The 25,567-nt window shown below is 71.2% G+C and carries 23 protein-coding genes and 3 pseudogenes; 9 read left to right on the plus strand and 17 right to left on the minus strand.

Going from position 1 to position 25,567, the window contains the following annotated elements; translation table 11 throughout:
• The 5 genes from ACFYZF_RS18685 to ACFYZF_RS18705 form a co-directional block, all read right to left on the minus strand.
• A partial coding sequence (locus ACFYZF_RS18685; RefSeq protein ID WP_387022188.1) for an amino acid adenylation domain-containing protein occupies positions 1-1,226 on the minus strand: 1,226 nt, incomplete at its 3' end.
• Positions 1,227-1,233: 7 nt separating this feature from the next.
• On the minus strand, positions 1,234-2,271 hold the full coding sequence (locus ACFYZF_RS18690) for a Gfo/Idh/MocA family oxidoreductase (RefSeq protein ID WP_387022191.1): 1,038 nt from the start codon (positions 2,269-2,271) through the stop codon (positions 1,234-1,236).
• A gap of 6 nt (positions 2,272-2,277) precedes the next feature.
• The gene (locus tag ACFYZF_RS18695) at positions 2,278-2,994 is read right to left on the minus strand and encodes an SDR family oxidoreductase (RefSeq protein ID WP_387022194.1); all 717 of its coding nucleotides are present in this window, start codon (positions 2,992-2,994) and stop codon (positions 2,278-2,280) included.
• Positions 2,991-4,274: a M20 family metallopeptidase gene (locus ACFYZF_RS18700; protein WP_387022197.1), complete on the minus strand. Its 1,284-nt coding sequence runs from the start codon at positions 4,272-4,274 to the stop codon at positions 2,991-2,993. The genes ACFYZF_RS18695 and ACFYZF_RS18700 overlap by 4 nt, the downstream gene beginning before the upstream one ends.
• Positions 4,271-4,996, minus strand: a complete 726-nt coding sequence (locus ACFYZF_RS18705) for a hypothetical protein (protein WP_387022199.1) — start codon at positions 4,994-4,996, stop codon at positions 4,271-4,273. The genes ACFYZF_RS18700 and ACFYZF_RS18705 overlap by 4 nt, the downstream gene beginning before the upstream one ends.
• A gap of 1,226 nt (positions 4,997-6,222) precedes the next feature.
• Between ACFYZF_RS18705 and ACFYZF_RS18710 the strand changes: the two genes are divergently transcribed.
• Entirely contained in the window at positions 6,223-6,348 is a 126-nt protein-coding gene (locus tag ACFYZF_RS18710) for a hypothetical protein (protein WP_387022201.1), read from the plus strand.
• Between the two features lie 68 nt (positions 6,349-6,416).
• Here the strand turns inward: ACFYZF_RS18710 and ACFYZF_RS18715 are convergent, their stop codons facing one another.
• The 3 genes from ACFYZF_RS18715 to ACFYZF_RS18725 form a co-directional block, all read right to left on the minus strand.
• On the minus strand, positions 6,417-6,674 hold the full coding sequence (locus tag ACFYZF_RS18715; RefSeq protein WP_387022203.1) for an acyl carrier protein: 258 nt from the start codon (positions 6,672-6,674) through the stop codon (positions 6,417-6,419).
• Positions 6,675-6,682: 8 nt separating this feature from the next.
• Complete coding sequence (locus ACFYZF_RS18720; protein ID WP_387022206.1) at positions 6,683-7,714, minus strand: hypothetical protein; 1,032 nt, start codon at positions 7,712-7,714, stop codon at positions 6,683-6,685.
• A gap of 127 nt (positions 7,715-7,841) precedes the next feature.
• The gene (locus ACFYZF_RS18725) at positions 7,842-8,198 is read right to left on the minus strand and encodes a hypothetical protein (protein ID WP_387022208.1); all 357 of its coding nucleotides are present in this window, start codon (positions 8,196-8,198) and stop codon (positions 7,842-7,844) included.
• A gap of 418 nt (positions 8,199-8,616) precedes the next feature.
• Here ACFYZF_RS18725 and ACFYZF_RS18730 point away from each other — a divergent pair, with 418 nt between their 5' ends.
• The 4 genes from ACFYZF_RS18730 to ACFYZF_RS18745 all read left to right on the plus strand — a co-directional run bounded on the left by ACFYZF_RS18730 (position 8,617) and on the right by ACFYZF_RS18745 (position 11,114).
• Positions 8,617-9,240 (plus strand): hypothetical protein, encoded by a 624-nt coding sequence (locus ACFYZF_RS18730; RefSeq protein ID WP_387022211.1) that lies wholly within the window; start codon positions 8,617-8,619, stop codon positions 9,238-9,240.
• Positions 9,241-9,402: 162 nt separating this feature from the next.
• Positions 9,403-9,828: a CBS domain-containing protein gene (locus tag ACFYZF_RS18735; RefSeq protein ID WP_387022214.1), complete on the plus strand. Its 426-nt coding sequence runs from the start codon at positions 9,403-9,405 to the stop codon at positions 9,826-9,828.
• A gap of 70 nt (positions 9,829-9,898) precedes the next feature.
• Positions 9,899-10,330, plus strand: coding sequence for a SufE family protein (locus ACFYZF_RS18740; protein ID WP_387022217.1), 432 nt, complete (start codon positions 9,899-9,901; stop codon positions 10,328-10,330).
• A 148-nt stretch (positions 10,331-10,478) separates the two neighbouring features.
• The gene (locus ACFYZF_RS18745; RefSeq protein ID WP_387022220.1) at positions 10,479-11,114 is read left to right on the plus strand and encodes a DsbA family protein; all 636 of its coding nucleotides are present in this window, start codon (positions 10,479-10,481) and stop codon (positions 11,112-11,114) included.
• A 50-nt stretch (positions 11,115-11,164) separates the two neighbouring features.
• Here the strand turns inward: ACFYZF_RS18745 and ACFYZF_RS18750 are convergent, their stop codons facing one another.
• The 3 genes from ACFYZF_RS18750 to ACFYZF_RS18760 form a co-directional block, all read right to left on the minus strand.
• Entirely contained in the window at positions 11,165-11,713 is a 549-nt protein-coding gene (locus tag ACFYZF_RS18750; RefSeq protein WP_387022223.1) for a YbaK/EbsC family protein, read from the minus strand.
• Between the two features lie 113 nt (positions 11,714-11,826).
• A complete protein-coding gene (locus ACFYZF_RS18755) occupies positions 11,827-12,021 on the minus strand; it encodes a hypothetical protein (protein WP_387022225.1) in 195 nt (64 codons plus the stop codon).
• 125 nt (positions 12,022-12,146) lie between these two features.
• A complete protein-coding gene (locus tag ACFYZF_RS18760) occupies positions 12,147-13,571 on the minus strand; it encodes an MFS transporter (protein ID WP_387022228.1) in 1,425 nt (474 codons plus the stop codon).
• Between the two features lie 366 nt (positions 13,572-13,937).
• On the opposite strand from ACFYZF_RS18760, the gene ACFYZF_RS18765 reads away from it, so the two are divergent.
• The gene (locus ACFYZF_RS18765) at positions 13,938-18,464 is read left to right on the plus strand and encodes an HAD-IC family P-type ATPase (RefSeq protein ID WP_387022231.1); all 4,527 of its coding nucleotides are present in this window, start codon (positions 13,938-13,940) and stop codon (positions 18,462-18,464) included.
• Positions 18,465-18,488: 24 nt separating this feature from the next.
• Here ACFYZF_RS18765 and ACFYZF_RS18770 read toward each other — a convergent pair whose 3' ends face one another.
• On the minus strand, positions 18,489-19,454 hold the full coding sequence (locus ACFYZF_RS18770; protein ID WP_387022772.1) for an L-threonylcarbamoyladenylate synthase: 966 nt from the start codon (positions 19,452-19,454) through the stop codon (positions 18,489-18,491).
• Positions 19,455-19,781: 327 nt separating this feature from the next.
• Here ACFYZF_RS18770 and ACFYZF_RS18775 point away from each other — a divergent pair, with 327 nt between their 5' ends.
• Positions 19,782-20,045, plus strand: a complete 264-nt coding sequence (locus tag ACFYZF_RS18775; RefSeq protein WP_387022234.1) for a hypothetical protein — start codon at positions 19,782-19,784, stop codon at positions 20,043-20,045.
• A 186-nt stretch (positions 20,046-20,231) separates the two neighbouring features.
• Here the strand turns inward: ACFYZF_RS18775 and ACFYZF_RS18780 are convergent, their stop codons facing one another.
• The 3 genes and pseudogenes from ACFYZF_RS18780 to ACFYZF_RS18790 form a co-directional block, all read right to left on the minus strand.
• On the minus strand, positions 20,232-20,744 hold the full coding sequence (locus ACFYZF_RS18780; protein WP_387022236.1) for a hypothetical protein: 513 nt from the start codon (positions 20,742-20,744) through the stop codon (positions 20,232-20,234).
• 146 nt (positions 20,745-20,890) lie between these two features.
• Positions 20,891-21,583 (minus strand): hypothetical protein, encoded by a 693-nt coding sequence (locus ACFYZF_RS18785; RefSeq protein WP_387022239.1) that lies wholly within the window; start codon positions 21,581-21,583, stop codon positions 20,891-20,893.
• A 447-nt stretch (positions 21,584-22,030) separates the two neighbouring features.
• Positions 22,031-22,655 (minus strand): annotated as a pseudogene (locus ACFYZF_RS18790) (transposase family protein).
• 27 nt (positions 22,656-22,682) lie between these two features.
• Between ACFYZF_RS18790 and ACFYZF_RS18795 the strand changes: the two are divergent.
• Positions 22,683-22,844 carry a hypothetical protein gene (locus tag ACFYZF_RS18795; RefSeq protein ID WP_387022774.1) on the plus strand — a complete coding sequence of 54 codons (162 nt, stop codon included), beginning with the start codon at positions 22,683-22,685 and terminating at the stop codon, positions 22,842-22,844.
• Positions 22,845-23,115: 271 nt separating this feature from the next.
• Here the strand turns inward: ACFYZF_RS18795 and ACFYZF_RS18800 are convergent, their stop codons facing one another.
• Entirely contained in the window at positions 23,116-23,373 is a 258-nt protein-coding gene (locus tag ACFYZF_RS18800) for a GntR family transcriptional regulator (RefSeq protein ID WP_387022242.1), read from the minus strand.
• A gap of 221 nt (positions 23,374-23,594) precedes the next feature.
• Here ACFYZF_RS18800 and ACFYZF_RS18805 point away from each other — a divergent pair.
• Positions 23,595-23,831 (plus strand): annotated as a pseudogene (locus ACFYZF_RS18805) (hypothetical protein); the annotation flags it as partial.
• Positions 23,832-24,330: 499 nt separating this feature from the next.
• Here the strand turns inward: ACFYZF_RS18805 and ACFYZF_RS18810 are convergent.
• Positions 24,331-25,567: pseudogene (locus ACFYZF_RS18810) on the minus strand (tetratricopeptide repeat protein); the annotation flags it as partial.

Genomic DNA, 25,567 nt, shown 5'->3' on the forward strand with positions numbered 1-25,567 from the left:
TCGATGCGGAAGCCGCGGATTTTGAGTTGGTTGTCGTGGCGGCCGAGGTATTCGAGGGTGCCGGTGGGTAGCCAGCGGCCGAGGTCGCCGGTGCGATACCAGCGGGTGCCGGTGGGGTCGTGGTAGAAGCGTTGGGTGGTGAGGTCGTCGTCGTTGAGGTAGCCCCGGGCGAGTCCCGCGCCGCTGACGACGATCTCACCGACGACCCCGACGGGTACCGGCTCCCGCTCCCCGTCCACCACCTTCACCTCCCACCCCGGCACGGCCACCCCGATCGGGGTACGCCGGTCCGGGTCGTCCGCGCCGCCGAAGACGTGGAACGTGGCACAGATGGTCGCCTCGGTCGGGCCGTAGCCGTTGACGATCACCGCTGCGGGGAGCAGGTCGGCGAGGCGTTGCAGGGTGCGCTGCGGGATGGGCTCGACCCCGGTCAGGATCCGGTGCACGGGCAGCGGCGCACCGTCCGCGGCCAGTTCGTCGGCGACCGGTTCCAGGCTGAACGGCGGCAGGTAGACGGTGGTGATGCCGTGCTCGCGGATCAGCCGGAGCAGTGCCTCCGGATCCGCCCCGACGCCCGTGTCGGCGATGACGACCGTGCCGCCGACGGTCAGCGGGAGGAACACCTCCCACACGGAGACGTCGAACGAGAACGGGCAGACGGACAGCGAGACGGTCCGGCCGACCGGCGGGGCCACCGTGTCGAACCCGTCGAGCAGGGCGCTCACCGACCGCTGCTCGATCGGCACGATCTTCGGCTCTCCGGAGGATCCCGAGGTGAAGAGCTGGTACGCCAGCGCATCCGCCGCCATGACCCGGGGCGGGTCGGTACGCCGGGGACCGTCCGGCATCGAGGGTGGCAGCACGACGTCGAGGAAGGCCAGCGCCGAGGCGGCGCCGACCCCGACCCGCACACCGGCCCGCCGGGCCAGTGCGGCCAACCGGTCCGCAGGGTGCGTGGGGTCCAGCGGGACGTAGCACCCGCCCGCCGCCAGCGCGGCCAGCGCGCCGACCACGAAGCCGGCGTCCCGTACCGCCGACACACCGACCGGGGTCTCCGCCCCGACGCCGTGGTCACGCAGGCGGGCGGCGAGATCGAGCACGTCGGCGAGCAGGTCGCGGTAACGGATACGCCGGTCGCCGACCACCACCGCGACGGATTCCGGGTCTGCGGTGGCGGACGCGACGAACGACTCCACGAGCAGGCTCGGCCGACCATGCTGGTGCATTCTCAGGTCACACCCTTCCGTATCGGGCTTCCAGCAGGCCGTCCTCGGCGGAGTCGCCGATCCGGGTGAGGATGCCCTGCAACCGTGCCGCGGCGGCCAGGTCGACCAGGTCGTCACCGCCGGTCCCGTGCCACCACCCGTCCAGCGATGCCCGCACGAACTCGATCACCTTGCCCACCCCCCGGATCTCGGCCGGCAGGGACGACCCGTCGGTCGAATCCCGCAGCACCGTGGTCCACCGTCCATCCGGGGTGATGGACTTGATCTCCAGGCGGTCGCAGTCCCAGTGCGGGTTGTCGAATTCGAGCTCGATCCGGTGGGTTCCACGGTGTTCCGACCACAGCAGGGCTGTGACCAGCCGCATCCGGGTGGGCCAGGCGTACGAGGTGTGCAGCAGCATCGGGGCGTCGCCGTGGCGGGCGATCACGTCGAGGCTGTCGAGGACGTCCGTCGCGTGCGGGCTGACGTCGCTGACCACCCCGTTCGACCGGATGATCTCGGGATTGTCGGCCCCGAACAGGTGACCGAGGAGATCCAGCGCGTGGACCAGTTCGGAGAGGACGCCCATGGTGGGGCGCGAGTCGCCGATGCGGTGCTTGCCCCAGAACGCTTCGGTACGGGTGACCGTCCAGGGGCCCTCGGCCCGCATCCATTCCCGACAGCGGGTGACCATCGGGCTGAACCGTTCCACGAGGTTCATCGAGAACTGGTGGTGGCCCAGCGCCGCGACGACGGACTGCTCGTCACGCGGGTCGGCGACCAGGGGTTTCTCGGCGAGCACCAGGACCCGGTCGAGGTGCCCGAGGGCCCGGAACACGGTGGCGTGGTCAGCCTCGTTCACGGTCACGCAGACCACGGTCGGACGCAGTTCCCGCAGGGCCGTGGCTAGGTCCGGGTACCCCGGCAGGTCGTCGGGGAGCTGGTCGGGACGGGGGTCGACGACGCCCACGACCTCCACCGGCAGGCCCTCCCGTCGGAGGTGGCGCAGCGCTGCCCGGAATCGGCGTCCGGCGTACCCATGACCGACGATCAGGACCTGTTCCACGTGAGGTCACCCCGGTTGTTCGGGCGAGCAGAAGACGAGATCCAGGAACTCGATGTGCGGCGGCGACCCGAGGACGTACGCCACGACGTCCGCGACGTCCGCCGCGGTGAGGCTCCGGTGGCCGCCGTAGATGTCCGGTTGGGGCGCGGTGCCGCCGGTACGCGAGAAGTAGTTCCGGCCGAAGTCGGTCGACTCGACGAAGCCCGGTGAGACCATCGACACCCTGGTGGACCGGCCGTCGGCCCGTAGCGAACGCCGGTACTCCTCGACGATCGTTTTCGCGCCCGCCTTGGCGACCGAGTAGGCGAGGTTGCCGGGGGTACGGGAGACCCGGTGCGCGGCCATCGAGCTGACGTGCACGAGCCGGGCCAGCTCCGGACAGGTCCGGTCGACGACCGACAGCAGGTTGAGCAGGCCGGTGACGTTGACCGTCAGGATGTCGTTCCAGATCGCCGAGTTGTCCGCGCCCAACGGGGCGTAGAAGCCCACCCCGACGCAGTTGACCACGTAGTCGAGCGGTCCCCGCCGGCACGCGTCGGCGAAGATCTGTTCGAGACGCCCGAAGTCGCGGATGTCGGCGGGCGCCGACACGCCCGCCGATCCGGGTGGCGGCGTGACGGCCCGCCGGGAGACCAGCGTGACCTCGTCACCGCGTCCGAGAAGCCGCTGCGCCAGTTCGGCGCCGATGCCGGACGAGGCGCCGAGCACCACGCCCCGGGTCACCGGGCCACCTCCCGGTCGGCGGTGAGGAAGCCGACCAGGGTCGCGACGCCCTGCGACCACTCGGCGATGCTCAGCTGTTCGGCGCTGGAGTGGGCGTGGGCGAGCTGGCCGGCGCCGAAGACGACCGTCGGGACGGCGAGGTGGTCGTGGTAGAGCCGGGCGTCGCAGCTCACGCTCCAGGCCCGGGGCACCCGTTGCCGACCGGTCACCGCCTGGGCCTCCCGGCGCAGGTCGGTCGCGACCGCCGAGTGTGGATCGCCGACGTACGCGCCGTTACGGATGCCCTCGTACCGGATGTCGGTGTGGTTCCTCAGCCACGGGTCACCGAGTCCGGCCACCAACTCGGTGAGCATGCGCCGGACGTCGTCCAGGGAGTACCTCGGGTGGAAGCCGAAGGCGCCGCCGACGGAGCAGAGCGCGGGGATCGAACCGTGCCACTCGCCACCGGCGATCCTGCCGACGTTGATCTGCATCGGGCGGGCGTACCCGGTGAAGTCGGGGTCGGCCATGGCCTCGGCCGCGAGCCGGGCCTCCAACCGCCGCAGGGCCGCGACGTACTCCATCGCGCCGTCGATCGCGCTCACCCCGTCGCCGCCCATGTGGCTGGCCCGGCCGCCGATCCGCACCGTGAATTCCAGACAGCCCCGGTGCCCGTGCAGGACCTCCAGGTCGGTGGGTTCCAGCACCACCACCTCGCTGACGTCCCGTCCGTGCAGGATGGTGGAGAGCGCCCCGTTGCCGCCGATCTCCTCCTCGACCACCAGGTCCAGCTCGACCGCCCGGGACAGCGGTAGCCCCAGGTCGGCGGCGCAGCGCAGCGCCGCCGCGAGCATGACGATGTTGCCCTTGGTGTCCGCGGTGCCCCGGCCCACCACCGCGTCACCGCTGACGCGGGGCTGGAAGCCGTCGGGAAAGTCGGCGGCCGGTGGTACGACGTCGACGTGCGCGCTGAACAGGACCCGGGAAAGACCGGCGTCGGCCGGGAACCAGACGTGCAGGTTGGCCCGCTCGGACGCGGACAACGTGCTGTGCTCGTTCCGGTTGGCCGCCCCGTGCCCGGCGAGGGCGGGGTGGCGCGGTTCGGCGGTCACCTCGGCGCCCAGCGCGGTGAAGTATCCGGCCAGCCAGTCGTACGCGTCGCTCTCCCGGGGCGACCGGGTGTCGATCGAGACCAGGTGCATCAGGTCCGCCACGAAGCCCGGGCGGTGCCGCGCGAGCCAGGCGTCGACCTGCGCGGCGTGCCGTGAGGGCCGGGAGGCGGCCGGTGTCGCGGCGGTCATGGCAGCTCTGCATGCCTCTCGAAGGCGTGCCACGGCAACACGTCGGTGAAGTCCGTGTCGGCCCGGGAGCCGATCCACCACTCGTCGCCGAAGCGCCGACCACTGGTCCACTCCGACCAGGCGCACTGGTAGTGGGTCCGCCAGGCGTCGTGGAGCAGGACGAAGCCCGTCGGGCCGAGTAGTTCCAGAGCCTCCAGTACGCATCGGCGGCGCTTGCGGCCGTCGATGACCACCATGTCCCACTCCAGGCCGAGGCGCCGGGGCAGGGAGACGTACGCGTCGAGATCGGCGTGCCGGTCGGCCTCCCGGCCGGGGAGGAACGGCCGCAGGTCGCCCGCGCCGAAGCCGACGGCCACCGTGTTGTTCGCGGCGAGCAGCGCCCGGATCGTGTCGGCGTCGTCGTGGTCCACCGCGACGCCGTCCGGGCGCTGGTTGAGCTGCGGGGCGAGGCTCTCTTGGAAGAACTGCCCGTGGTGTTCAAGGGCGAGCCACCGGTACGGCACTCCCAGCGCGGCGAGGAAGGACGTGTACCAGAGCGTGCTCCGGCCGGCGCCCCACTCGACCACCCGCAGGGGTTCACCGGCCCGCAGTTCGGCGACCCGGTGCAGCAGTGCCTCGTAGAGATCGGCGTCCCGGACGCTCATCCACGCCTTGGGGCTCTCCGTCTCACTCCACCACTTCTCCTTGGGGATCGGTGCCTTGTCCCCGCTGGGTGTCGTCACGACGTCTCCTCACTTGCCGGCAAGGGCGGGCGGATGGATGGACACGGGCCGGCCCGGAACCGCCGGTGGCGGGGTACGGGCGGCCTGCGGGAAAGGGCGGCGGTCACGTGACGGCCAGGACGCCCTCGAAGCACAGGCTCCGGAGTCGCGCGCCATCGGCGGAACGCCATTCATCGGTGCGTGCGCTCCATCGCCGGGAGTGTCGCCTTCACAAGTCGCCCACTCGGTAGGGACTCGGACCACCCGAGCGTCATCCGCACCACGGTTTTGCATCTTCTCGTATTCGCCAGTCATTTTGCCGAGCGCGGACACCGGGTGCCGCTCGTCTAGTTGCTAATGCCCGACGGAACTCGATCGAACCGAACACGACAATTCTTGAACCCCTAAGCATTCAGCAATTGCTCGGCGACCGAACGTAGGCCCCACCCCTGGTCTGATGGAGAGTAGGTTGCGCTACGGATGCTGTCAATCGTGAACCGAGGGTCATCAACACAGCTCAGTTCTGCAACTCGATGCCGTCGGTGATGTCTGGGTTTGATGCAAATCTTCGGCAGTGGACGCGGTCCGCGTCGGCTGCCTGCGGGCAGCGGGAGGGCGGCGTGAACCGAGTGGCGGGTTCTTGCGGACCGCAATTCCGTCGCGCCATCTTCGGGCCCCCGTAACGCGTGTTGCTTGCTCCCGGTAGCTGTGTCGCCACTCCGTTCGCGGCAGCAGCGCACCTCGTGCACGCTGGGCCGTTGCGTCATAACTACGTGCGCCCGGCATCGAGTGGGGCCGGCAGGCATGCCGGCGCTCCCGAACTGGCCGCCCGGCCAGAAACCGGCGGGAAGAGGCCGGATCACTCGCGGATTCCACAGAAAGATGAAAGGGCGGCTAACGTCGCCTGTCCGGCGCGCCGGTCGGTTCACCCGCTTCGTTTTCGAGGGGTGTTGTGGCCGCAGCCGAGGTATGCAGAGCGGTGCCATTGCAATTGCCTGCGTGGCGGCGCGGCTACCGGGAGCGAGCAACGGCCAGGATTTCTGACGCGACCTCCGGGGCTGCGTGGAATCTGTCGAGCATCTCGCCATGAGGTAGCCCGCTCCCGGGAGCCGTCACCCGAGGCGTCGGTGCTCACAGTTATCTTCCGGTAACAGGCACCGCCGCCGATCCGAGCCTGCCCGACCCTGAGTTATTCAGTGCCACGCAACGTGATGCGGAGCGCTGCGATCCCCCGTCACGGCTGTTTCTTGGACTTTCCTGAACGACGCCGGGTACGACCACACAAAATCGGGGCGCGGGTGGGCGTCCTCGGTGGCTCGACCGCCAACCGCTACCGGTACGACTACATCGAGCGCAACCTGACCGGCTGGTGAAGACCGGGCGGGGCCGACCAGCCGGGCCGTGCCCGCCTGGTCGGCTGTACCGGCTCGGCTTGGTCGACTCAGCCAGGCTGGGCCGGCTGCTCGGTCCAGCCTGGCGCCGCCACGACCGCGGGAGCCAACTCCGTCGGGGTGGGGAAGTCAAGGATGTCGAGCAGGTCCACGTCCTTGGCCAGTTCCGTCCGGATGAGAGCCCGGATGCGGACCGCCGTCAGCGAGGTGCCGCCGAACTCGACGAAGTCGCTCTCCGCATCGAGCGCGTCGTTCTTGAGCGCCGCCCGCCAGATGGTGACGAGTTGCGCGGTGACGTCGATTGACATGAACTCCCCTACTCGGTGCCCGCTGCGCCGAGCGGCACAGCGACGCTGGTCAACCGCAACAACTCGGCACCCCGACCGAGCTTCGCCTCAAGGCTGCCCCGGCCGAGGACCAGCCGCTGGGCGCCGGCCCCGATCGCGAGCCGCAGCGGTTCGTAGGCGATCAGGTTGAAGTACGCGAAGGCCCCGGCGGTCCGCTCGTAGTCGCAGCCCCAGCACCGGAGACGCCACACCCCGTCCTGCCGCCAGATGACCGTGAACGCGACCGGTTCCTTCGCGTCCGGGTCGTCGTCGCCGAACACCGCCAGGCAGGTCGTCTGGTCGCCCAGCGAATCCGCGATGCCGGCCAGGTAGCTCGCGTACTGGTCGACGGTGCCGGCCACGTGGTACTTCTGCTCCACGTTCCGCAGCAAAGGCGCAAGCTCCTGGTGGCGCGCCGACAGCTCGACCTCGATGATCCGCAGGCCCGCCGACCGGAACCGGCGTTGCTCCTTGCGGATCATCTCCCGCCGGCTGCGCGACTGTGCCGCCAGATATCCCGCGAAGGAGTCGAAGGTCACCGGGATGAATGCTTCGAGGCTCTCCACCAGTACCGGGTCGTCCACCGCGACCAACGGCGACACCGCCGCCAACAACTCGTCGTCCAGCAGCGGGAAACACGCGAAGTCGAGCTGGTCGGACCGTTCCGTCACCAGATCCCAGCCCGCCTTCAGCAGGGCCGCGCGGATCGGCCCCGGCTCCATCCCGGGACGCACCGCCACCATCGCCGGTGCCCTGCCGAGCGACCCGAGGTAGCACCCCGTCCGCCAGCCCTGCGTCGCCGTCGACCCGTCGAGCACCAACCGGGGATGGGGTGCCGCAGAGTACGGCCGCGCCACCGGATAGACCGGGAGGACACCGACCGGGCCCGCCCCGGCGTCGCGGGCGACGACGAAACGCCCCGACTGGCCGGCGTCCGCCAGGGCCCGCTCCGCCCGGATCAATTCGCGCCGGTCGCTTTCCCCGAGGAGTTCCGGTGCATCGTTACTCAGGGTTGCAAACAAATCCGCGACGGTATCTACCGTGTGGCATTCATAGGGTGGCATTGCGGGCGATCCTAGGGTCCGGCATTGCTACTGTCAATGGGGCCGGCGCGGACTTCCCCGTCGGTGACCGGTCCTGTGCGTTCGGTTATTGCCGATGCGGCTGAAGTCGTTCCTGGGCGTGGCCGGTAATAGCACCGGGCGTCTCATCCGACTGTTCAGCTCCCGAATTCCAGGCCGCCGCCGGCGCGGCCCCGGATGACCACCGGTTGATCGATACGGCGGCCAGCACCAGCCAGCCGACGCCGACGAAGGTCTCCAGCGCGAGCTGCGCCAACACCTCGGGCCAGGCGCCACCGGCAGGTGGTGGCAGGAACGGCCTGCCAGCCGCGCGCCAGCGGGAGGAAATCGACAACCGCCTGGAGCCAGGACGCGAGAAACGAATGGGGTAGGTGCACGCCCCAGAATGACATGATCGGCGGTAACCGAGATTCAGCACAATCATCTGAAGAGCCCACCTGGGGTCGGAACGTCGCGGCACTGGCCGCCCGACACTCGCCATACGAACACCCGGAGCCCTTGATACATCACCGATATAGACGTATCCCGGGTGCCGGGAAGGCTCTGCTACTATCGGCGCGATCTGTCGCATGGAATGTAACTCAGCGCAATTACGTGCGATACCGAAGCGCTGAGCCCAGGTCGGAAGGGCGGAACTGGTGGACATCCCGGGATGGCACACGCTCAGGGTCGGCACCGGTGGCGAGGTCCTACTCGTGGTCGACTTCAGTGCCGAAGCGTCCCGTGCAGTTGCTGGCTTTGACGATTTTGTCCCGCTTCTTCCGGACCGCTACACCGTTCGGGCACCGAGTCGGGCTGCCTGGGCCGGCGACACCGACAGCCCGGTCGGGCCCGATGCTCAGTTGGCGGCCTGGCTCGCGACGGCCGACGACATCGGCCCGGAGGTGGTGGCCGTACTCGGGTACTGCGCGGGATGCCGGCTCGCCGCCGCATTCGCCGGCCGGATCGCGACCCCGACCCCACCAGCGTTGATCTTCTTCGATCCGCTGCCGGTGGTGCCGCAGACGTTGTCCTACGAGTTCGTGAAGGCCGTCACGCCGCTCGCGCCCGGCCTGGGGCAGGACGTCGTCGACGGGGCCGCCGAACAGGCCCGGTCGCAGGCCGAGAGCGCCGTCAGTCTCGACGAACTTGCCCGCTGGCTCAGCACCTCGTATGCCGACCTGGCGAGCCGTGGCTGCGCCGAACTCGGCATCGAGACGGAGTTCGCCGAACAGTTGATCGGTCGGCTGGCGGAGTACCTCCGGTATCTGACCATCGCGGCGGCCACGCCGTCGGCACCGAGTCCCACGCCGGCCCTCGTGCTCCAGTCGCGCGAGCCGGTACCGGCCGCGCTGCGCGAGTACGCCGACGCCCGGCGACTCGACGTGCCACGGGCCGAACTGCTCGGCAGCCGGGAGGCCGCCGACCTGGTGACGCAGGTGTTGATCAGTCGGGAACTGACCGCCCCCGGGCCCGTGGAGCCCTGACCCCGAACCAGTGGTGCAGGGTCCGGGCCGGCACGAGGGCGTTGATGCTCAGCCCGGGCCGCCGCGGGCCGGGGCACTGCGCACCCGGCGCGACAAGGTGTAACGATCGCCAGACTGGGTATCGCTCTCCGAATCGGCACAGGTGCGCATTCGGAGGCTCTCATGACCGGTTACCGGGTCAGCGACGTAATGACGAAGCAGGTGGTCTACCTGTCCGCGGAGACCACCCTGGACGAGGCGGCCAGGGTGATGCAGGAGGCGGACATCGGGGACGTGGTGGTCACCGACGGGGCCAGCCTCGCCGGCATGCTGACCGACCGCGACATCGTGGTCCGGGCGGTGGCCGAGCGCAGCGATCCGGCCAGCACCACCATCGGCTCGATCGTCACCCGGGAGGTGGTGATGATCGAGCAGCACTCGACCGCCGGGGAGGCGGCCTCACTGATGCGCGAGCGCGGCGTCCGCCGCATCCTCGTCTGCGACAACGAGCGCAAGCTCGTCGGCATCGTCTCCCTCGGCGACCTCGCCATGCATCTCGACCCCAACTCCGCCCTCAGCGACATCAGCGAGCAGGCCCCGACCCGTTGACGGGGGTGGTCCCTGCCCGCCGCCCCGGCGGCGGAGGGGCCCACCTCTGCGACGTCGGTAACCTGACTGGATGCCCGAGATGCCGACCAAGCTGGCCGAGATCGTTGACGAGTTCGCCTCCGCACCCCGCGACGTGGTGCTGGAAATGCTGCTGGAGTACGCCGACGTCATCCCGCCGCTGCCCGAGGAACTGGCCAGCCGGGAGGGCATGGAGCAGGTCCCCGAGTGCCAGACGGCGTTCTTCCTGCGCGCCGAGGTCGCGCCGGACGGCACGGTGACCACCTGGTTCGACTGCCCGCCGGAGGCGCCGACCACCCGCGCCTTCGCGGGCATCCTCGCCGAGGGGTTGGCCGGGCTGAGCGCCGAGAAGGTGCTCGCCGTGCCGGACGACCTCTACCAGCGGATGGGGCTGGCCCAGGTGATCAGCCCGCTGCGGGTCCGGGGCGGCACGGCGATCCTGGCCCGACTCAAGCGACAGGTCCGGGAGCAGACCGCCGCCTGACGCCGCGAACCCGACCGATCCGGTGTCGGAGCCGCCCTGCCCGTGGTGCGGAGTCGGCTCCGGCGGAGGACGATGCCGGGGCGACCCGTCCGCCCGTTTCGCGTCACGTCCGGGAACAGTCACGCCGGTCAGCGGGTTGTCCCCGGACATGGAGATCGAAATCTACGCCGACGTGGCCTGCCCCTGGTGCTACATCGGCAAGCGCCGGCTGGAGCAGGCCCTGGAGTCGTACGACGGTGAGGTGACGGTCCGGTACCGGCCGTTCCAGCTTGACCCGTCGCCGGTGCCGACCCCGCAGCCTCTCGTGGCGGGACTGGCCGCGAAGTTCGGCAGCCGGGAACGCGTCGAGCAGATGTTCACCCACGTGACCGGTGTCGCGGCGGACGCGGGGCTGCGGCTGGACTTCGACCGGGCGGTCGCCGCCAACACCTTCGACGCCCACCGGCTCGTTTGGTACGCCACCCGGCGGGGCCTCGCCGCCGAGACCGTGGACGCCCTGTACCGGGCCCACTTCACCGACGGCGTGGATGTCGGATCGCGCGCGGCGCTGGCCCGGCTCGCCGGCGGGGTGGGGCTCGACGAGGCCGAGGTGCGGGCCTTCCTCGACTCCGGGGAGGGGTCGTCGGAGGTCACCGCCGAGCTGGCCGCCGCGCGGGAACTGGGCGTGACCAGCGTCCCGACGTTCGTGCTGGCCGGGAAGTACGTGGTCACGGGGGCACAGGAGCCGCAGACCCTGCTGGCGGCCCTGGCCGAGGTGGAGCAGCGCGAGTCGAGCGCCGGCTGACATCGAAGATCACGATGTTTCACGTGCAACAACATCGACAGAGTTAAAACTCAGGTCGGCTTGGCCAGGCCCTCCACCACCCGCGCGCCGGGCAACGCGCCGAGGGCCGGCCCCGGCAGCGCGATCTTGCTGCGCCGCACGCCCGAGCCGATGATGACGTGCGGGGCGGCGACGACCCGCGCGTCGACCAGGATCGGCCAGTCCTCGGGCAGCCCGATCGGGGTGATCCCGCCGTACTCCATCCCGGTCGCCTCGACCGCGTCGGCCATCGGGGCGAAGCTCGCCTTGCGTACGTCGAGCATCCGGCGGGCCATCCCGTTGACATCCACGCGCGTCGTGGCGAGCACGACGCAGGCGGCGTACCGCACCTCGCCCCCGCGCCGGCCCGCGATCACCACGCAGTTCGCCGACACGTCCAGCCCCACCTCGTACGCCGCACAGAACTCGGCGGTGTCGGCGAGACCCTCGTCGATCGGCGCTACCAGCACGTCGTCGACGTCCACCGGGGCGTCGGCGGACCACTGCCCGATCGCGGCGGCCACCGGGGGCGCCAGCAGGTCGAGTCGGGTCCGGGCGGGCTCGGTCTTCAGCGTCCCCATCACAGGTGGATCCTCGCATCATGCCGGCCACGCGTTCGCGGAGGCCCGTCGCGGGTTGGGCACGGGCTCGACCCACTCAGCCCGTGCCCGCCCCGGTCGGGACGGGCGGCCCGTCAGCCGTTGGCGATGAACGGGTTGTCCCGGACGAACGTCCGGTCCCCGGCGGCGGCGATCTCCTCGGCGCGGAGCAGGCCGGGCCGGCGGGCCTCCAGGTCCTCGAAGGCGTGCCGGACGGCGATCCGGATCACCCCGTAGAGGAACACGAATCCACAGACGTAAAGGGTCACGGTGGTGACGAGAACCAGCATGGGGAAACCGTAGGCAGCCGGCGAACGAGTGGACTTCTCATCTCCGGCCGGTTCCCCCGTACGTGTCGACCAGGTGGCCGACCCAGCTCCGGATGCCTTGCCCGGCTCACGGTGGACCGACTCCGTCATCCGGCCGGCCGGGCCCGAGCCGGAACCACCCGTCCGGCGAGGAGGACGCCCACCGCGGCCAGGGCGGCGGCCAGCACGAGAACGGCGGTGTAGCTGCCCGGGCCCGGCACCGACCCGACCGCGAGCACCGCGCCGGTCAGCGCCAGCACCGACGCCGCGAACAGCGAGTCGCCCAGTTGCAGGGAGGAACTGTTGCGCCCCTGCTCGCCGGGGGCCGACAGCTCCAGGGTGAGCACCGACAGCGACGGGTACAGGAGCCCCATTCCGAGCCCGGCGACTGCCCAGCCGAGCACTCCGACCGGCAGCGGCACCGCCGGCCACACCGCGAGCGCCACCGTGGCCGTCCCGACGGTGATGCAGACCAGCCCGGCGCGTACGAGGACGGCCGGCGAACCGGGCACGGGCAGCCGCGCCCGGCCCCCGGTCCCCGGGGCACTGCCCGGCGCCGGCAGCCGGCCCTGCAACCAGGACCCGGCCGACCAGGAGAGCGCCCCGACGGTGAGCAGCAGGCCCGCCTCGGTCGGCGACAGCCCGCGCTCCCGGGAGAGCATCAGCGGGATCACCATCTCCGCGCTGGCGAACGCGGCGGAGGCCAGACCGCGCAACCCGACCACCGTCGGCAGACCCCGGCCGGCCCGCAGGAAGCCGGCCGGCAGCAGGCGTGGGGCGCAGCACAGCAGGCCGGCGAGCGACGCCACCACCAGGCCGACCGCCGACGCGCCGCGCTGCTGCCCCCCGTAGTGCAGCAGCGCGGCGCTCACCCCCGCCCCGCAGGCCCAACCGACCCGGGCCGCCGCGCCCGCAGCCAGCCGGACGACGGGCGAGGCGACGGCCCGCAGGCCCGGCTGGATGAGCAGCACCGCCGGCACCGCCACCGCCGGCACCGCCAGGAAGACCCAGCGCCAACCGAGGTGCTCGACGATCAGCCCGGCCAGCGCCGGCCCGACCAGCGACGGTACGACCCAGGCCGCCGCGAACGCGGCGAAGATCCGCCGGTGCAGCGCCTCCGGGTACGCCCGCCCCACCACCACGTACAACGCCACCGCGAGCAGGCCGGAGCCGAAGCCCTGCACCAACCGACCCGCCACCAGCACGCCCATCGTCGACGCGGTACCGGCGAGCAGGAGCCCTGCGACGAACCAGCCCACCCCGTGCCACACCGGTGCTCGGGGACCCCGGGCGTCGCACCAGATGCCGGAGACCACCATGGCCACCACGCCGGAGGCGAAGGGACCACCGAACGCCAGCCCGTACCAGGACAGCCCGTCGAGGTTGCGGGCGACCGTGGGCATCGCGGTGCCGACGGCGAGCGCCTCGAACGCGACCAGCGAGACCAGGGCCACCACGCCCACCGTCATGGCCCGCAGGCGCGGGGCGAACAGGCGCTCCGGCGCGACCTGGCACGCGACCACGGGGGTCACCGGCGACCGGCCGCACCGGACACCCGGTCCGGGGCCCGCCGTGACGCGTCCCGACGACAACGCCCGCCCACCGGCAGCCCTCGGCCCGCCCGCGACCTGAACAGTTCCCACGACATGCGGCCAGCTTCCGCCCTGAACCCTGAGTGAAGTCAAGTCGGAGGTGACCGGAGTCTCGGCGTCCGCCGGGCCCCACCCGCGCTCCGTCCGTCCCCGCCGACTGCGGAAACTCCCCGCCGACGGGGAATAACGGGCGTACGGGCGGGAAGGCAGCCCGCCGAGACCGAGCGTGGGAGGCGAAATGGGGCACGGTGGGGGCAACGGCGGCGCCGGGAGGCCCGGCCGGCCGATCTCCGGCCGTACCGCTCGATGACGTTGCTGGGCCGGGTGACCGGCCGCCTCCTGCCGTCGGTGGCGGTGCCACACCTCGTCGGCGACGCGTCCCGAGCCGTGCCACACCTCGTCGGAGACGCGTCACGTACCGCCGGCACCGCCGCGGCCCGGCTGGCCCGGCTCGCGGGCCTGGCCCGACGCCGGGTCTGGTCCCGGCCCGGGCGGCACCACATCGAGGTGCACGGCGTCTGCCAGGACGGCGGCGACAGGCTGGCCCGCCAGGTGGAGCGGGAGCTGCAGCTGCTGCCCGGCGTGCGGTGGGCCAGGGTCAACGCCCCCTCGGGCAGGGTGGTGGTGGAGGTCGGGAAGCCGGAGCCGAGGCTGCGCGACCTGATCGCCACGATCGCCCGGTGCGAACGCACCTGCGAGCACGAACCGGACCCCGAGATCCCCCCGCCGCACCCGCCGGAGGAGGGGCCGCGCACGCCCCGCACCCTCGGCGCGCTCGCCTCGGACGCGTTCGGCCTGACCCTGTCGGCGGCCACCCGGATCCTGCCGTTCACCCCGGTCCCGGCCGAGGTGGCCGGGGTGCTCGCCGCCGTCGACCTGCACCCGAAGCTGCACGCCCTGGCCAGTCGGGGGCTACGCGCCGACCCCCGCGCCGAACTGCTCTTCCCGCTCGCCGAGGCGGTCGTCCAGGGACTGACCGGCGGCTGGACCGGGATCGTGCTGGACGGCGCACAACGGATCGTGCGGTGGGGCGAGGCGCACGCCCAGCTCGTGGCCTGGACGAAGGCCGAGCCCCAGCTCACCGGCGACCCGGAGCGGGCCGTCGCCCGGGCGCCCACGGCCGGCCGGCCGAACCCGAAGCCGGACGGCCTCGTCGAGCGGTTCGCCCGACGGATGCTCGCCACGGGGGCGGCGGCCGGCGCGGCGGCGGTGCCGGTGGTCGGCCCCAAACGGGCCGCCGCGGTGGCGCTGTCCAGCCTCCCCAAGGCCCCGGGCAGCGGCCTCGAAGGGTACGCGGCCCAGCTCGGCCGGATGCTCGCCCGGCGCGGCGTGATCGCCATGGATCGCAGCGTGCTGCGGGAACTGGATCGGATCGACACGGTGGTGTTGGACACGGCGGTGCTCGGCTCGAACCGGGGGGTGCTGGCCGATCTGGCCCCGCTGTCCGGGGCGGACACCGGACAGGTGGCGGCCCGCGCCTTCGCCCTCTTCGACCCGGCCGCCCCGGACCGCACGCGGGAGGCGGACGGGTGGCGGCTCGGGCCGCTGGACGAGCTCGACGCCACCGACCCCGGCGACACCGACGACAGTCGGCGGATGCGGGCGGACGGTGCCACCCTGCTCGGCCTCGCCGAGGGGGGCCGCCTGGCCGCCCTGCTCCGGGTGGAGCCCGAACCCGCCCCGGCCATGGACGCGCTGCCGACCGCCTCCCGCCGGGCCGGCCTGCGCCTGGTGGTGGCCGGCGACGACGAGGACGGCCGGTACGCCTTCGCCGACGCCGTGCTGCCCGGCGGCACCCGGATCGCCGAGACCGTCCGCCGGTTGCAGCGCGACGGCGCGGTGGTGATGCTGCTCTCCTCCGACCGGGCGGCGCTGGGCGCGGCCGACTGCGGGCTGGGGCTGGCCGGGCCGGAGGATCTGCCGCCCTGGGGCGCGCACCTGCTGGTCGGCACCGACCTGCGGATCGCCGCGCTGATCATCGAGGCGGCCGGGGTGGCCCGCCGAATGACCGAACAGAACATCCGGCTATCCATGGCCGGCGCCGGCCTGGCCGCGCTGGAGGCGTTCACGGCCGAGCCCCGGAGGCTGCCGAGACTGTCGCTGAACACCGTCAACGGGACCGCCGCCCTCGCCTTCCTGCACGGGGTGTGGCGGGCGGGTCGGCTGCCGGACCGCGCCGACTCCCCGGTCCCGGCCGCGACCGCCTGGCACCTCATGCCGGCCGACGCCGTGCTCCGCCAGCTCGACACCGACGTCGAAGGGCTGGACTCCGCCGAGGCGGAGCGCCGCTGCGGCGGCGGCGGGACCGGCGAGGGGACCGGCCCGCCCGGGCTGTTCCGCGTCCTCGTCGACGAGCTGGCCAACCCGCTCACGCCGGTGCTCGCCGCCGGCGCGGTGCTCTCCGCAAGCTTCGGCTCGCTGGTCGACGCGGCCCTCGTCGGCGGGGTGGTGGCCGGATCAGCCCTGGTGGGGGCGGTGCACCAGCGCAACACCGAACGGTCCCTGGCCGAGCTGCTGTCCCGTTCGGCGGTCACCGCCCGGGTCCGCCGGGACGGCGAGGAGAGGCCGGTGCCCGCGGACGACCTGGTCCCGGGGGACGTGATCGTGCTCGGGCCCGGCGACGCCGTACCGGCGGACTGCCGGGTGCTGGCGACGGACGGCCTGGAGGCTGACGAGTCGTCGCTGACCGGCGAGTCGCTGCCGGTGGGGAAGACCGCCGACCCGGTGGTCGCCGCCGCCGTCGCGGACCGGCGCTCCATGCTGTACGAGGGCACCACGATCGCCACCGGTCACGGCACCGCCGTGGTGGTGGCCACCGGCGCGGGCACCGAGGCCGGGCGGAGCCTGGCGCTGGCCCGGCAGTCGCCCCCGGCCAGCGGGGTGGAGGCCCGGCTCGGCCGGCTGATGGGCTCGGCGATCCCGTTGGCCGCCGGCTCGGCGGTGGCGGTGGCCGGGATGGGCCTGCTGCGCGGCGTACCCCTGGCGGAGACGGCGGCGACCGCCGCGAACCTGGCCGTGGCATCGGTGCCGGAAGGGCTGCCGTTTCTGGTCAGCGCCGCCCAGCTCGCCGCAGCCCGGCGGCTGGCCGAGCACGGCGCGCTGGTCCGCAACCCGCGCACGATCGAGGCGCTGGGCCGCGTCGACGTGCTCTGCTTCGACAAGACCGGCACCCTCACCGAGGGGCGGTTGCTGCTCGCCGGCGTGGGCGACGGCGGCGGCACCCGGTACGCCCCGCCGGACCGGCTGGACGATCCGCTACGGCTGCCCCTGGCCGTCGCGCTGCGGGCCACCCCGGTTGGAGACCCGGACGAGCTGCCACAACAGACCGACCGGGCGGTCCGCCGGGGGGCAGGGGTGGCGGGGGTCGACGAGCTGGTCGGCGCGGACGGCTGGCGGGCGGTGGGCGGGCTGCCTTTCGAGCCGTCCCGTGGCTACCACGCCACGGTCGGCAGAACCGGCGACGGCCTGCTGCTCAGCGTCAAGGGCGCGCCGGAGACCGTGGTGCCTCGGTGCGCCGATCGGCGTACCGCCGACGGCGGCGACGCACCGCTGGACGACGCCGGCCGGGACGAGCTGCACCGGATGCTCGCCGACCGGGCCGGTGCCGGGCACCGCATCCTGGCCGTCGCCGAGCGGCGGGTCGCCGGGGAGACCGTCACCGACGAGCAGGTCGACGGCCTGGTCTTCGTCGGTTTCCTGGCGCTCGCCGACGGGGTACGCGAGTCCGCCGCGCCCGCCGTCCGCCGGATCCGACAGGCCGGGGTGCACACCATCATGATCACCGGTGACCATCCGGCGACGGCCTCGGCGATCGCGGCGACCATCAGCCCGGACCACGGCGAGCAGCGGGTGACCACCGGCACGGAGCTGGACCGGCTCGACGACGACGCGCTCGCCGAGCTGCTCACCCGTACCGACGTGGTGGCTCGCTGCACCCCCGCCCACAAGGTCCGGATCATTCAGGCGTTGCAGAAGTGCGGCCGGACCGTGGCGATGACCGGGGACGGTGCCAACGACGCCCCGGCGATCCGGCTGGCCGACGTCGGCATCGCCCTCGGCCAGCGCGGCACCCCCGCCGCGCGGGCCGCCGCCGACCTGGTGGTGACCGACGACCGACTGGAGACGATCATCGCCACCCTGGTCGAGGGGCGGGCCATGTGGTCGTCGGTCCGGCACGCGCTGAGCATCCTGGTCGGCGGCAACCTCGGCGAGATCGCGTTCAGCGTGCTGAGCGCGGCCCGCACCGGCCGTTCGGCGCTCACCGGACGGCAACTGCTCCTGGTCAACCTGCTCACCGACCTGGCGCCGGCGCTGGCCATCGCGGTCCGGCCGCCCGCCTCCGACCACGCCGACCACCTGCTGCGGGAGGGCCCGGACACTTCGCTCGGCGCGACCCTCAACCGGGAGATCGCGCTGCGCGCGGCGTCCACCACGCTGGGCGCGACGGTGGGCTGGACGCTCGCCCGGCACACCGGACGGCAGCGCCGGGCCGGTACGGTCGCGCTCGCCTCGCTGATCGGCACCCAGCTCGGGCAGACCGTGCTCGCCGGCGGGACCAGCCCGACGGTGCTCGCCTCGACCGCCGCGTCGGTCGGGGTGCTGGTCTTCGTGGTGCAGACCCCAGGGGTCAGCCACTTCTTCGGCTGTACCCCGCTCGGGCCGGTCGGCTGGGGCATCGCCGCCGGCTCGGCGCTCGGCGCCACCTTCGCCAACGGTGCCCTCACCCGCCTGCTCGACAGCGGGGAGGTCACCCCGGCCAACGTGTCCGACGGCGAGAGGGTTCCTCCGACAGGTGAGGGCGGTCGTACCGAGCCCGTCACCCGACCCGCCTGAGAGGCAGTACAGCCAGCCCCGCCGTCAGCCGCCCTGGTGCCAGGTCGCGGCCGCCCGACCCAGCCGGTCGTTGATCGCCCGGCCCACGCCGACATCCGGAACCCGCTCGGCGACGATCTCGGTCACCCCGGCCGCGTCGAGCCGGTGCAGCGCGTCGAAGAGCCGGGCCGCCGCCACCGTCAGGTCCCCCGCAGGCGACAGCACCTCGACCGCCACCCAGTCGCCTTCCGCCGGGAGTTCCCGGAAGGCCAGCAGCCCCCGCCGGGCACCGTCGCCGGCCACCGACTCCGCCGCCCCGACCACCCGCAACGGGGTACGCGGGGCGTAGTGCGCGGCCAACGTGCCGGGCGCCACCGGCTGGCCGGAGCTGCCCGACCGTACGGTCACCGGGCCGACCGCCTCGACCAGGGCCTCCACCGGCAGCGCGCCGAGCCGGAGCACCACCGGGCGCTCGCCCCGGGCGTCCACGATGGTGGACTCGATTCCGCACCGGGTCGGCCCGCCGTCGAGCACCACGTCCACCGCCGCGCCCAGCCCGGCCACCACGTGCTCGGCGCGGGTGGGGCTGAGCTGGCCGAACCGGTTGGCGCTGGGCGCTGCCACCGGCACCCCGGCGGCAGCGATCAACGCCCGGGCGGACGGCTCGTCCGGCACCCGGACGGCCATCGTGTCCAGCCCCGACGTGACGATCGGCGGAATCGCGGCAGGTCGGTCCACGATCAGCGTCAGCGGACCCGGCCAGAACCGCTCGGCCAGCGCCTCCACCGCTGCCGGCACCCGCCCCACCAGCCCGGCCAGGTCAGCCGCGTCGGCCAGGTGGGTGATCAGCGGATCGAAGCTCGGCCGCTGCTTCGCCTCGAAGATCCGGGCCGCCGCGCGGGCGTCCAGGGCGTTGGCGCCCAGCCCGTAGACGGTCTCGGTGGGAAACGCCACCAGCCCTCCGGCGCGCAGAACGCAGGCGGCTTCGGCGATGCCGCCCTCGGCGGGCAGGAGGCGTGGGGATCCGGTGCTCACGCCCCGACGCTAACCTGCCCGTCCCGGGGGCACGGCTGGTGGGGGCGTGCCCGCCCCCGAGTTGTCGCAGACCTTGATGATGTCGCCGTGCTCGTCGAAGGTGGCCCTACCGCTGTACGCCGGTGACGCTGCCGAAGGCGTCCCCCGTGTTCATGGTGTGGTCGGCCGCCATGGCCGGGCTGGGCAGGCCCACCCTTTCCTCCCCCGGACCCGCCGGCGCCCGGATCCGCCTGGTCCGCCGGACGGGCGGCTCACCGCGCGGGCGCTGGACGTCTGGGTCGGCGGCTGTGGCAGCCTGGCGCGATGTCCCGTGCCCGACTGGCGGTTGCCGCCGGCGTTCTCCTCCTCGTCGCCTCCTGCGGCCTGCCGTGCCTCCCGTTCCTGGACCTCTCGGCGGTGTCACTGCCCTACCAGGACCCGACCCCCGGCATGGTGGAGGAGCAGGCCAAAGAGATCGCCGCGGCCGAGCACAGACTTGCCGTGTACGCAGTCGTCGCCGGCGCCCTGGCCATCCTCGGCCTGGCAGCCCTGATCTACGCCGGGAAACACCGCCGGCATCTCAACTAGGGTCGCCTGCGCGGCTGAGCCCTCCTACCTTGCATCTGTTCGAGACCCGACGGACACCTCGGCGGCATAGTCGCCTGGTGGGCGGTCTTCCATACGCCCCGGATCTTGGCGGTGCTGGTGGGAAGCGACCCTCCCACCGGCACAGAAACACGTCGGGCCATGCCTTGGACTCGATGATGACTGGCGTCAGTGACCTGGTAGTCCCGGCTTTCTATTTCTATCTGCCGGCGGCTGTGGCGTTCGTGGGCCGTCTCCCGGACTGGGGACTCGGCGGGCTCTGTATTCGCGGGCCGCGGCGATGAGTTCCCGGAAGAACACGGACGGGGGTGTGATCTTGCCCTCATTTCCGATCGGGGAGGGCGCCAGCGGTATGAGCAGGTCGGTGTGGGGTGAGTGCAGCCACAGGGCCACCTGGTAGAGCTCCGGGATCCGCAGGAGTCGTAGGTCGAACCCGGCTGCTTCGAGCTGTGGCAGGGCCCGTGCCGCTTTGATCGCGGTGGCGGTGGCTCCCACGGATGAGCTTCTGTAGAAACTTGGCGGGAAGGTACGTTCCGGCGTCTCAGAGACTTCGGCGCCGGCGATCACGTTGCCGCCGGACTCCAGCAGGAAGCGCCAGCCGACCGGCTGCGCCCGCTCCAGACCACCATCGGCCTCGATATCGTCGGGTCCGAGAACGAACACTTGGTGCGGGGTGGACACCTCCACGTCCTCCGGGGCGACCTCACCCAGCAGCTTCGGGCCACCCCCGCCAGCCCTAGCGACATGGCCGAGCTTGGAGCGTGTTTCCTCCCGGATCCGACCCGGCGGCTCAGGCATATTCAACGGCATTGCGAACCTCTCTTAGGCTAGTTTCTCCGAGTTTTGAAAGTCCGGTTCCATGTGCCGTTTAAGCCGCCCGGATATCCTCCGAAAAGCGCATCCCATTCGATCCAGAGAATGGGAGTGTCTTCCAAGCCCTCATGCAGCCCTCCCGTGTCCTCCCAGGGGTCATGCACGAATACGTGTACCAGTTCGTTGTTGTCTGCGCGGTAGCTATACCCCCAGATGTTGACGATGTGGCCGCTGAGCCCACCGCGCCAGCCAATGTTCATGACGATCGGGCGTCCGGCGTTTATCTCCGCCTTAACCTCCTCCTTCGTTAACGCCCTGAACCTTTTGAGCTCACCCCCGGTAATACTGTTGGTGTCACGGGAGAACTTGTTAGGGTCCTCACCTGCGGGAACTGGAACATCGTGCCCGGCCACTTGCAGCGCCGCCTCGTCCGGCCAGTGGCCGTTGTTGCACTCCCAGGGGCCGCCACCAGGCGCGCAACAGTTGTACGTCGGCTGATCAGGATGCTGTGCGTGCCATGCAGCAAAGATCCGATCCATCACCGGGGTGGCCAGCTGACACTGGGTAAGACGCTGTGCGGCGGCGTAGTAGTTTGCAACGCTTACCGTCGTCGCGTTCCAGCACCAGTTGGTTTTCTCCTGGAACTGAATCCAAGACGAATACGGGCCGATGAACTTGACCATCACGTTCGTGTCTAGCTGTGTCATACGTCGTCCCTTCGCTGCGCCGGTTGCGCCGTCGCCGGGGTTTTCGGGATTCTGACGGTAGTGCCCAGACCTGAGGGTCGTCAATACGTTACAAGCAGCAGTAAGGCCGCCCGAACAAATAACCGAGTCATTGCCCTAGATTCGATCCAATGTCAAGGGCTAAGTAAAAGATCGGTCACAGTTTCGGCGAAAGGGCCCCGTAGGTCCACCGCCCTGCGGTGCGATCCGCTGAGCTATCCAAAACAACCGTCTGATGTAGCAGCGAAGGCGGATACGTACTGATCCGTTCATGGAATTCATGACAGAACCGTAAAAGTCGCCACTGGTGGCCAACGAATGCCCCGTCCCTGGCCACGTTAGGTCATGATCGACTTTGTGGCTCGGGTGCGAGCCTCCTGCATGCCGGAACTGAGCCATTCCACGTAAACGGTTGACTACTGGGCATGGTCAGATGCTGCGGGCGTGGTCGATATGGGGGATGACGAGCGCTGCGGCGACGATCTTTCCGATCCACCCTGGATCGCCAGGACGCTGTTGTGGACCTTGTTCAACTGCTGCTGCACGAGGGCGAGCCGACCGTCCCTGGATCTCTTGAACGCCACGGTGACCGTGTCGGGCTCGCCTTCGTAGCCCAGATCGCCCAGAGCGCGCAGGTCATCGGCCACGTTGGCGAGGGCGGGCAGGATCCCGGTGTGGGCGCGTACGGGCGGTCGTGTCGTGCTCACGCCTAGGCGTACGTCCGAGATCCAGATCGGCCAGCCGTCCGCAGGGTGACGACCTGGACGTTGCCGCTGTGGTTGTCGTGCCTGCCCGACCACCAGGTCCACACCAGGGGTAGGCCCGGGAGTGCGGCAGCGGTCGGTCTCGACCAGCATCCCGTCGATGTTGACGCGGCTGTAGCCGGCTGTGTTGGCCGCCAGCACGAGAACCGCCTGGTCGTGACAGGACAAGACCCGGGTGTCGGCGCGGGGGTACCCCGCCGTACCCGCTCGGCGTCCAGCAGAACGGCCAGGAAGTCCACCGTCTCCTCGCGCAGCGGCACCACAGCCTCGACCGGCGCGGCGGGTTTCACGCACTGCGGCACTTCTTCGCCACGACGCTGATCACCAACCACGTCGAGCCGCAGGAGGTGCAGCGTCGGCTTCGGCACAGGACGTTGCGCATCACGTTGGAGACGTACGTGCACTGGCTGCCGAAGCGAGACTGGCCCAGCGGCGTCGTTGACTCGGTCCTGAGCTCAGCCGCCGAACGTGCCAACTAGGCGACCATCCGGCCGCAAGATCATGACTGACCTGCGCCCGGCTTGTTCCCGTTGATCTTGCGAGGAGGAATCGCCTGTTCAGAGGCGATATTGGTGGAGCCCAGGGGACTCGAACCCCTAATGCCGGGGGGCGGGTAGAGATCATCCGTAAACGGGCAGATCTGGCCGCTGAGCAGGGTGGGAGTCGTCAGCGCTTGACGGCGTTTGACACCCGTTTCCGGGCTCGGTTGTACCGGTTCTGTACCCGATGATCATGAGTGGCCATCGACGGCTACTCGCCCTCCGGCTTGACGAACGTCCCCCGTTGCGGCACCACGAACAGCGCGCCCTGGTCCACCAACACGGCGATTGCGCGTCGAACGGTCGCCCGAGCGATGCCGTACTCCCCGACGAGCTGCGCCTCGGACGGGATGGCCCGGTTTGGCTGCCAGTCACCGCGACGGATTCGGGCCAGGAGGATGCCGGCCAATTGGCGGTAGGGCGGCAGCGGCGCGCCGTGGTCGATGCGGGCGTCCGGCTCGGGCTCCATGTGTCTGACGGTAGAAGTCGCGACACGACCGTCCTCAACCTTCTACGTAGCTAGACGTAGGTAGACCAGCATTGGTACGGTGCGGCTATCCCGCTGTGCTGGTCGTGGAGACCCGAACTCGCCCTGGCACGGCGGTACCCCTGCCCCGGCCGGGCTCCTTCGAACCGGCCGGGGCAGGGGCCACCGGAGGGAGGAAGATCGTGTCTCCTGACGCACGGTCCATGGCCCACCTTCGGCCCCCGGCGCCGGGTGAAGAGCTGCTGATCAGCCGAGAGGCGTCGGTGCAGTTCGCGAGACAGCCGGCCTTCATCTTCCGAGTGATCTCGGTGTGCCCAAAACCCAACTACCCCGGCTGGATTTGGGTGACCGGCTACCAACTCGACGGCCAGGGCCACGCCGTCGCCAAGCGAGAGATCTACGTACGACTGGCCGGTCTCCAGCGCGTCCGCCGCTCTGATGGGTACCCGGGGTCGGACTCGGCTCTCGTGTCACGGCCCGACACCCGGCGGACACCGCCACAGCAGCGCCCTTGACCTGACCGGGACCGGCCACAAAGTCGGCTCCTGGACGACGACCCCGCCCGCGGCGACCCCCACCCCTTTCCCAGGTGCAGGGTTTGACCTGACCTGGACTTCGGCAGGAGCTGGCACGGGGGGTCGCCAGCTCGGCAACTGCGGGCGCCGCCCCCATGCTTGGGGCTTGCCGGCTCTCCCCTGCGCGGCATTCTCGGTGCCAAGCTCCGGCGGCGGCCCGTTCTAGCGCCGGGGTACACGAGGCTTCGTCTGCTCGGCGTCGGAAAGCTGCGGCCGGCTGCGGCGGATGTCCCTCGGTTGTCCTGGTACGCCGTGCGCCGGGGCGTGACCGGCCGGAGGCCGCACGCGCGCCCCGGCGCGGGCACGGCGGCGGGCCGTAGGCCCGCCCTTGACCAAGTAAAGAAAGTCTGAACACACGCTCCAGTCATGCTGTGTCAGTGGCTGCCTCGTCTGCCTGGGGTGACCTGGGTGGTGTCAGTTTGGGGTGCTGGCTGATGGCGCTGTTTTTTAGGTCGGTCAAGGTGGATGCCGCCGCGTCGCGCCGCGCAGTGAACGCCTGCGGCTCGGTTGCTGCGAGTTCGTCGAAGTACCGCACGCCTTCCGCAACTGCATCAAGGATCTGGTCCGACGTCTCTCCGAGAATGCACGCTACGTATCCCACATTCCACAGGGACGTGGCGAGATTGGGAAGGTAGGCGTCACGGTTACCAGCGGCCAACTCCCGACGGAGGTCGACGGCTTCCTGACTGGCGGCCAGCGCCTCAGCCCGCCTTCCCACCTCCGCCAACCGGAGCGCGTGGTTGTTCACCGACGTGGCGAGGTTGGGAAGGTAGGCGTCACGGTTACCAGCGGCCAACTCCCGACGGAGGTCGACGGCTTCCTGACTGGCGGCCAGCGCCTCAGCCCGCCGCCCCACCTCCGCCAACCCGGCCGCGTGGTTGTTCACTGACGCGGCGAGGTCGGGAAGGTAGGCGTCACGGTTACCAGCGGCCAACTCCCGGTACAGGTCGACGGCTTCCTGACTGGCGGCCACCGCCTCAGCCCGCCGCCCCACCTCCGCCAACTGGTTCGCGTGGTTGTTCACCGACGCGGCGAGGTCGGGAAGGTAGGCGTCACGGTTACCAGCGGCCAACTCCCGACGGAGGTCGACGGCCTCCTGACCGGCGGCCAGCGCCTCAGCCCGCCGCCCCACCCCCGCCAACTGGTTCGCGTGGTTGTTCACCGACGCGGCGAGGTCGGGAAGGTAGGCGTCACGGTTACCAACGGCCAACTCCCGACGGAGGTCGACGGCCTCCTGACTAGCGGCCAGCGCCTCAGCCCGCCGCCCCACCCCCGCCAACCCGGCCGCGTGGTTGTTCACCGACGCGGCGAGGTCGGGAAGGTAGGCGTCACGGTTACCAACGGCCAACTCCCGATACAGGTCGACGGCCTCCTGACTGACGGCCAGCGCCTCACCCCGCCGCCCCACCCCCGCCAACCAGAGCGCGTGGTTGCTCACCGACATGGCGAGGTTGGGAAGGTAGGCGTCACGGTTACCAGCGGCCAACTCCCGATACAGGTCGACGGCCTCCTGACTGACGGCCAGCGCCTCGACACGCCGCCCCACCCCCGCCAACCGGACCGCGTGGTTGTTCACCGACGCGGCGAGGTTGGGAAGGTAG

The organism is Micromonospora sp. NPDC001898, from assembly GCF_042891255.1.
Lineage (GTDB): Bacteria > Actinomycetota > Actinomycetes > Mycobacteriales > Micromonosporaceae > Micromonospora.

Coding starts and splice junctions, on each gene's coding strand:
- ACFYZF_RS18715 (WP_387022203.1), bottom strand. CDS start 6,674: ATGTCAATCGACGTCACCGCGCAACTCGTCACCATCTGGCGGGCGGCG.
- ACFYZF_RS18750 (WP_387022223.1), bottom strand. CDS start 11,713: ATGGGGACGCTGAAGACCGAGCCCGCCCGGACCCGACTCGACCTGCTG.
- ACFYZF_RS18800 (WP_387022242.1), bottom strand. CDS start 23,373: ATGGAGCCCGAGCCGGACGCCCGCATCGACCACGGCGCGCCGCTGCCG.
- ACFYZF_RS18740 (WP_387022217.1), top strand. CDS start 9,899: ATGCCCGAGATGCCGACCAAGCTGGCCGAGATCGTTGACGAGTTCGCC.
- ACFYZF_RS18745 (WP_387022220.1), top strand. CDS start 10,479: ATGGAGATCGAAATCTACGCCGACGTGGCCTGCCCCTGGTGCTACATC.
- ACFYZF_RS18755 (WP_387022225.1), bottom strand. CDS start 12,021: ATGCTGGTTCTCGTCACCACCGTGACCCTTTACGTCTGTGGATTCGTG.
- ACFYZF_RS18735 (WP_387022214.1), top strand. CDS start 9,403: ATGACCGGTTACCGGGTCAGCGACGTAATGACGAAGCAGGTGGTCTAC.
- ACFYZF_RS18700 (WP_387022197.1), bottom strand. CDS start 4,274: ATGACCGCCGCGACACCGGCCGCCTCCCGGCCCTCACGGCACGCCGCG.
- ACFYZF_RS18775 (WP_387022234.1), top strand. CDS start 19,782: ATGTCCCGTGCCCGACTGGCGGTTGCCGCCGGCGTTCTCCTCCTCGTC.
- ACFYZF_RS18725 (WP_387022208.1), bottom strand. CDS start 8,198: ATGATTGTGCTGAATCTCGGTTACCGCCGATCATGTCATTCTGGGGCG.
- ACFYZF_RS18765 (WP_387022231.1), top strand. CDS start 13,938: ATGACGTTGCTGGGCCGGGTGACCGGCCGCCTCCTGCCGTCGGTGGCG.
- ACFYZF_RS18785 (WP_387022239.1), bottom strand. CDS start 21,583: ATGACACAGCTAGACACGAACGTGATGGTCAAGTTCATCGGCCCGTAT.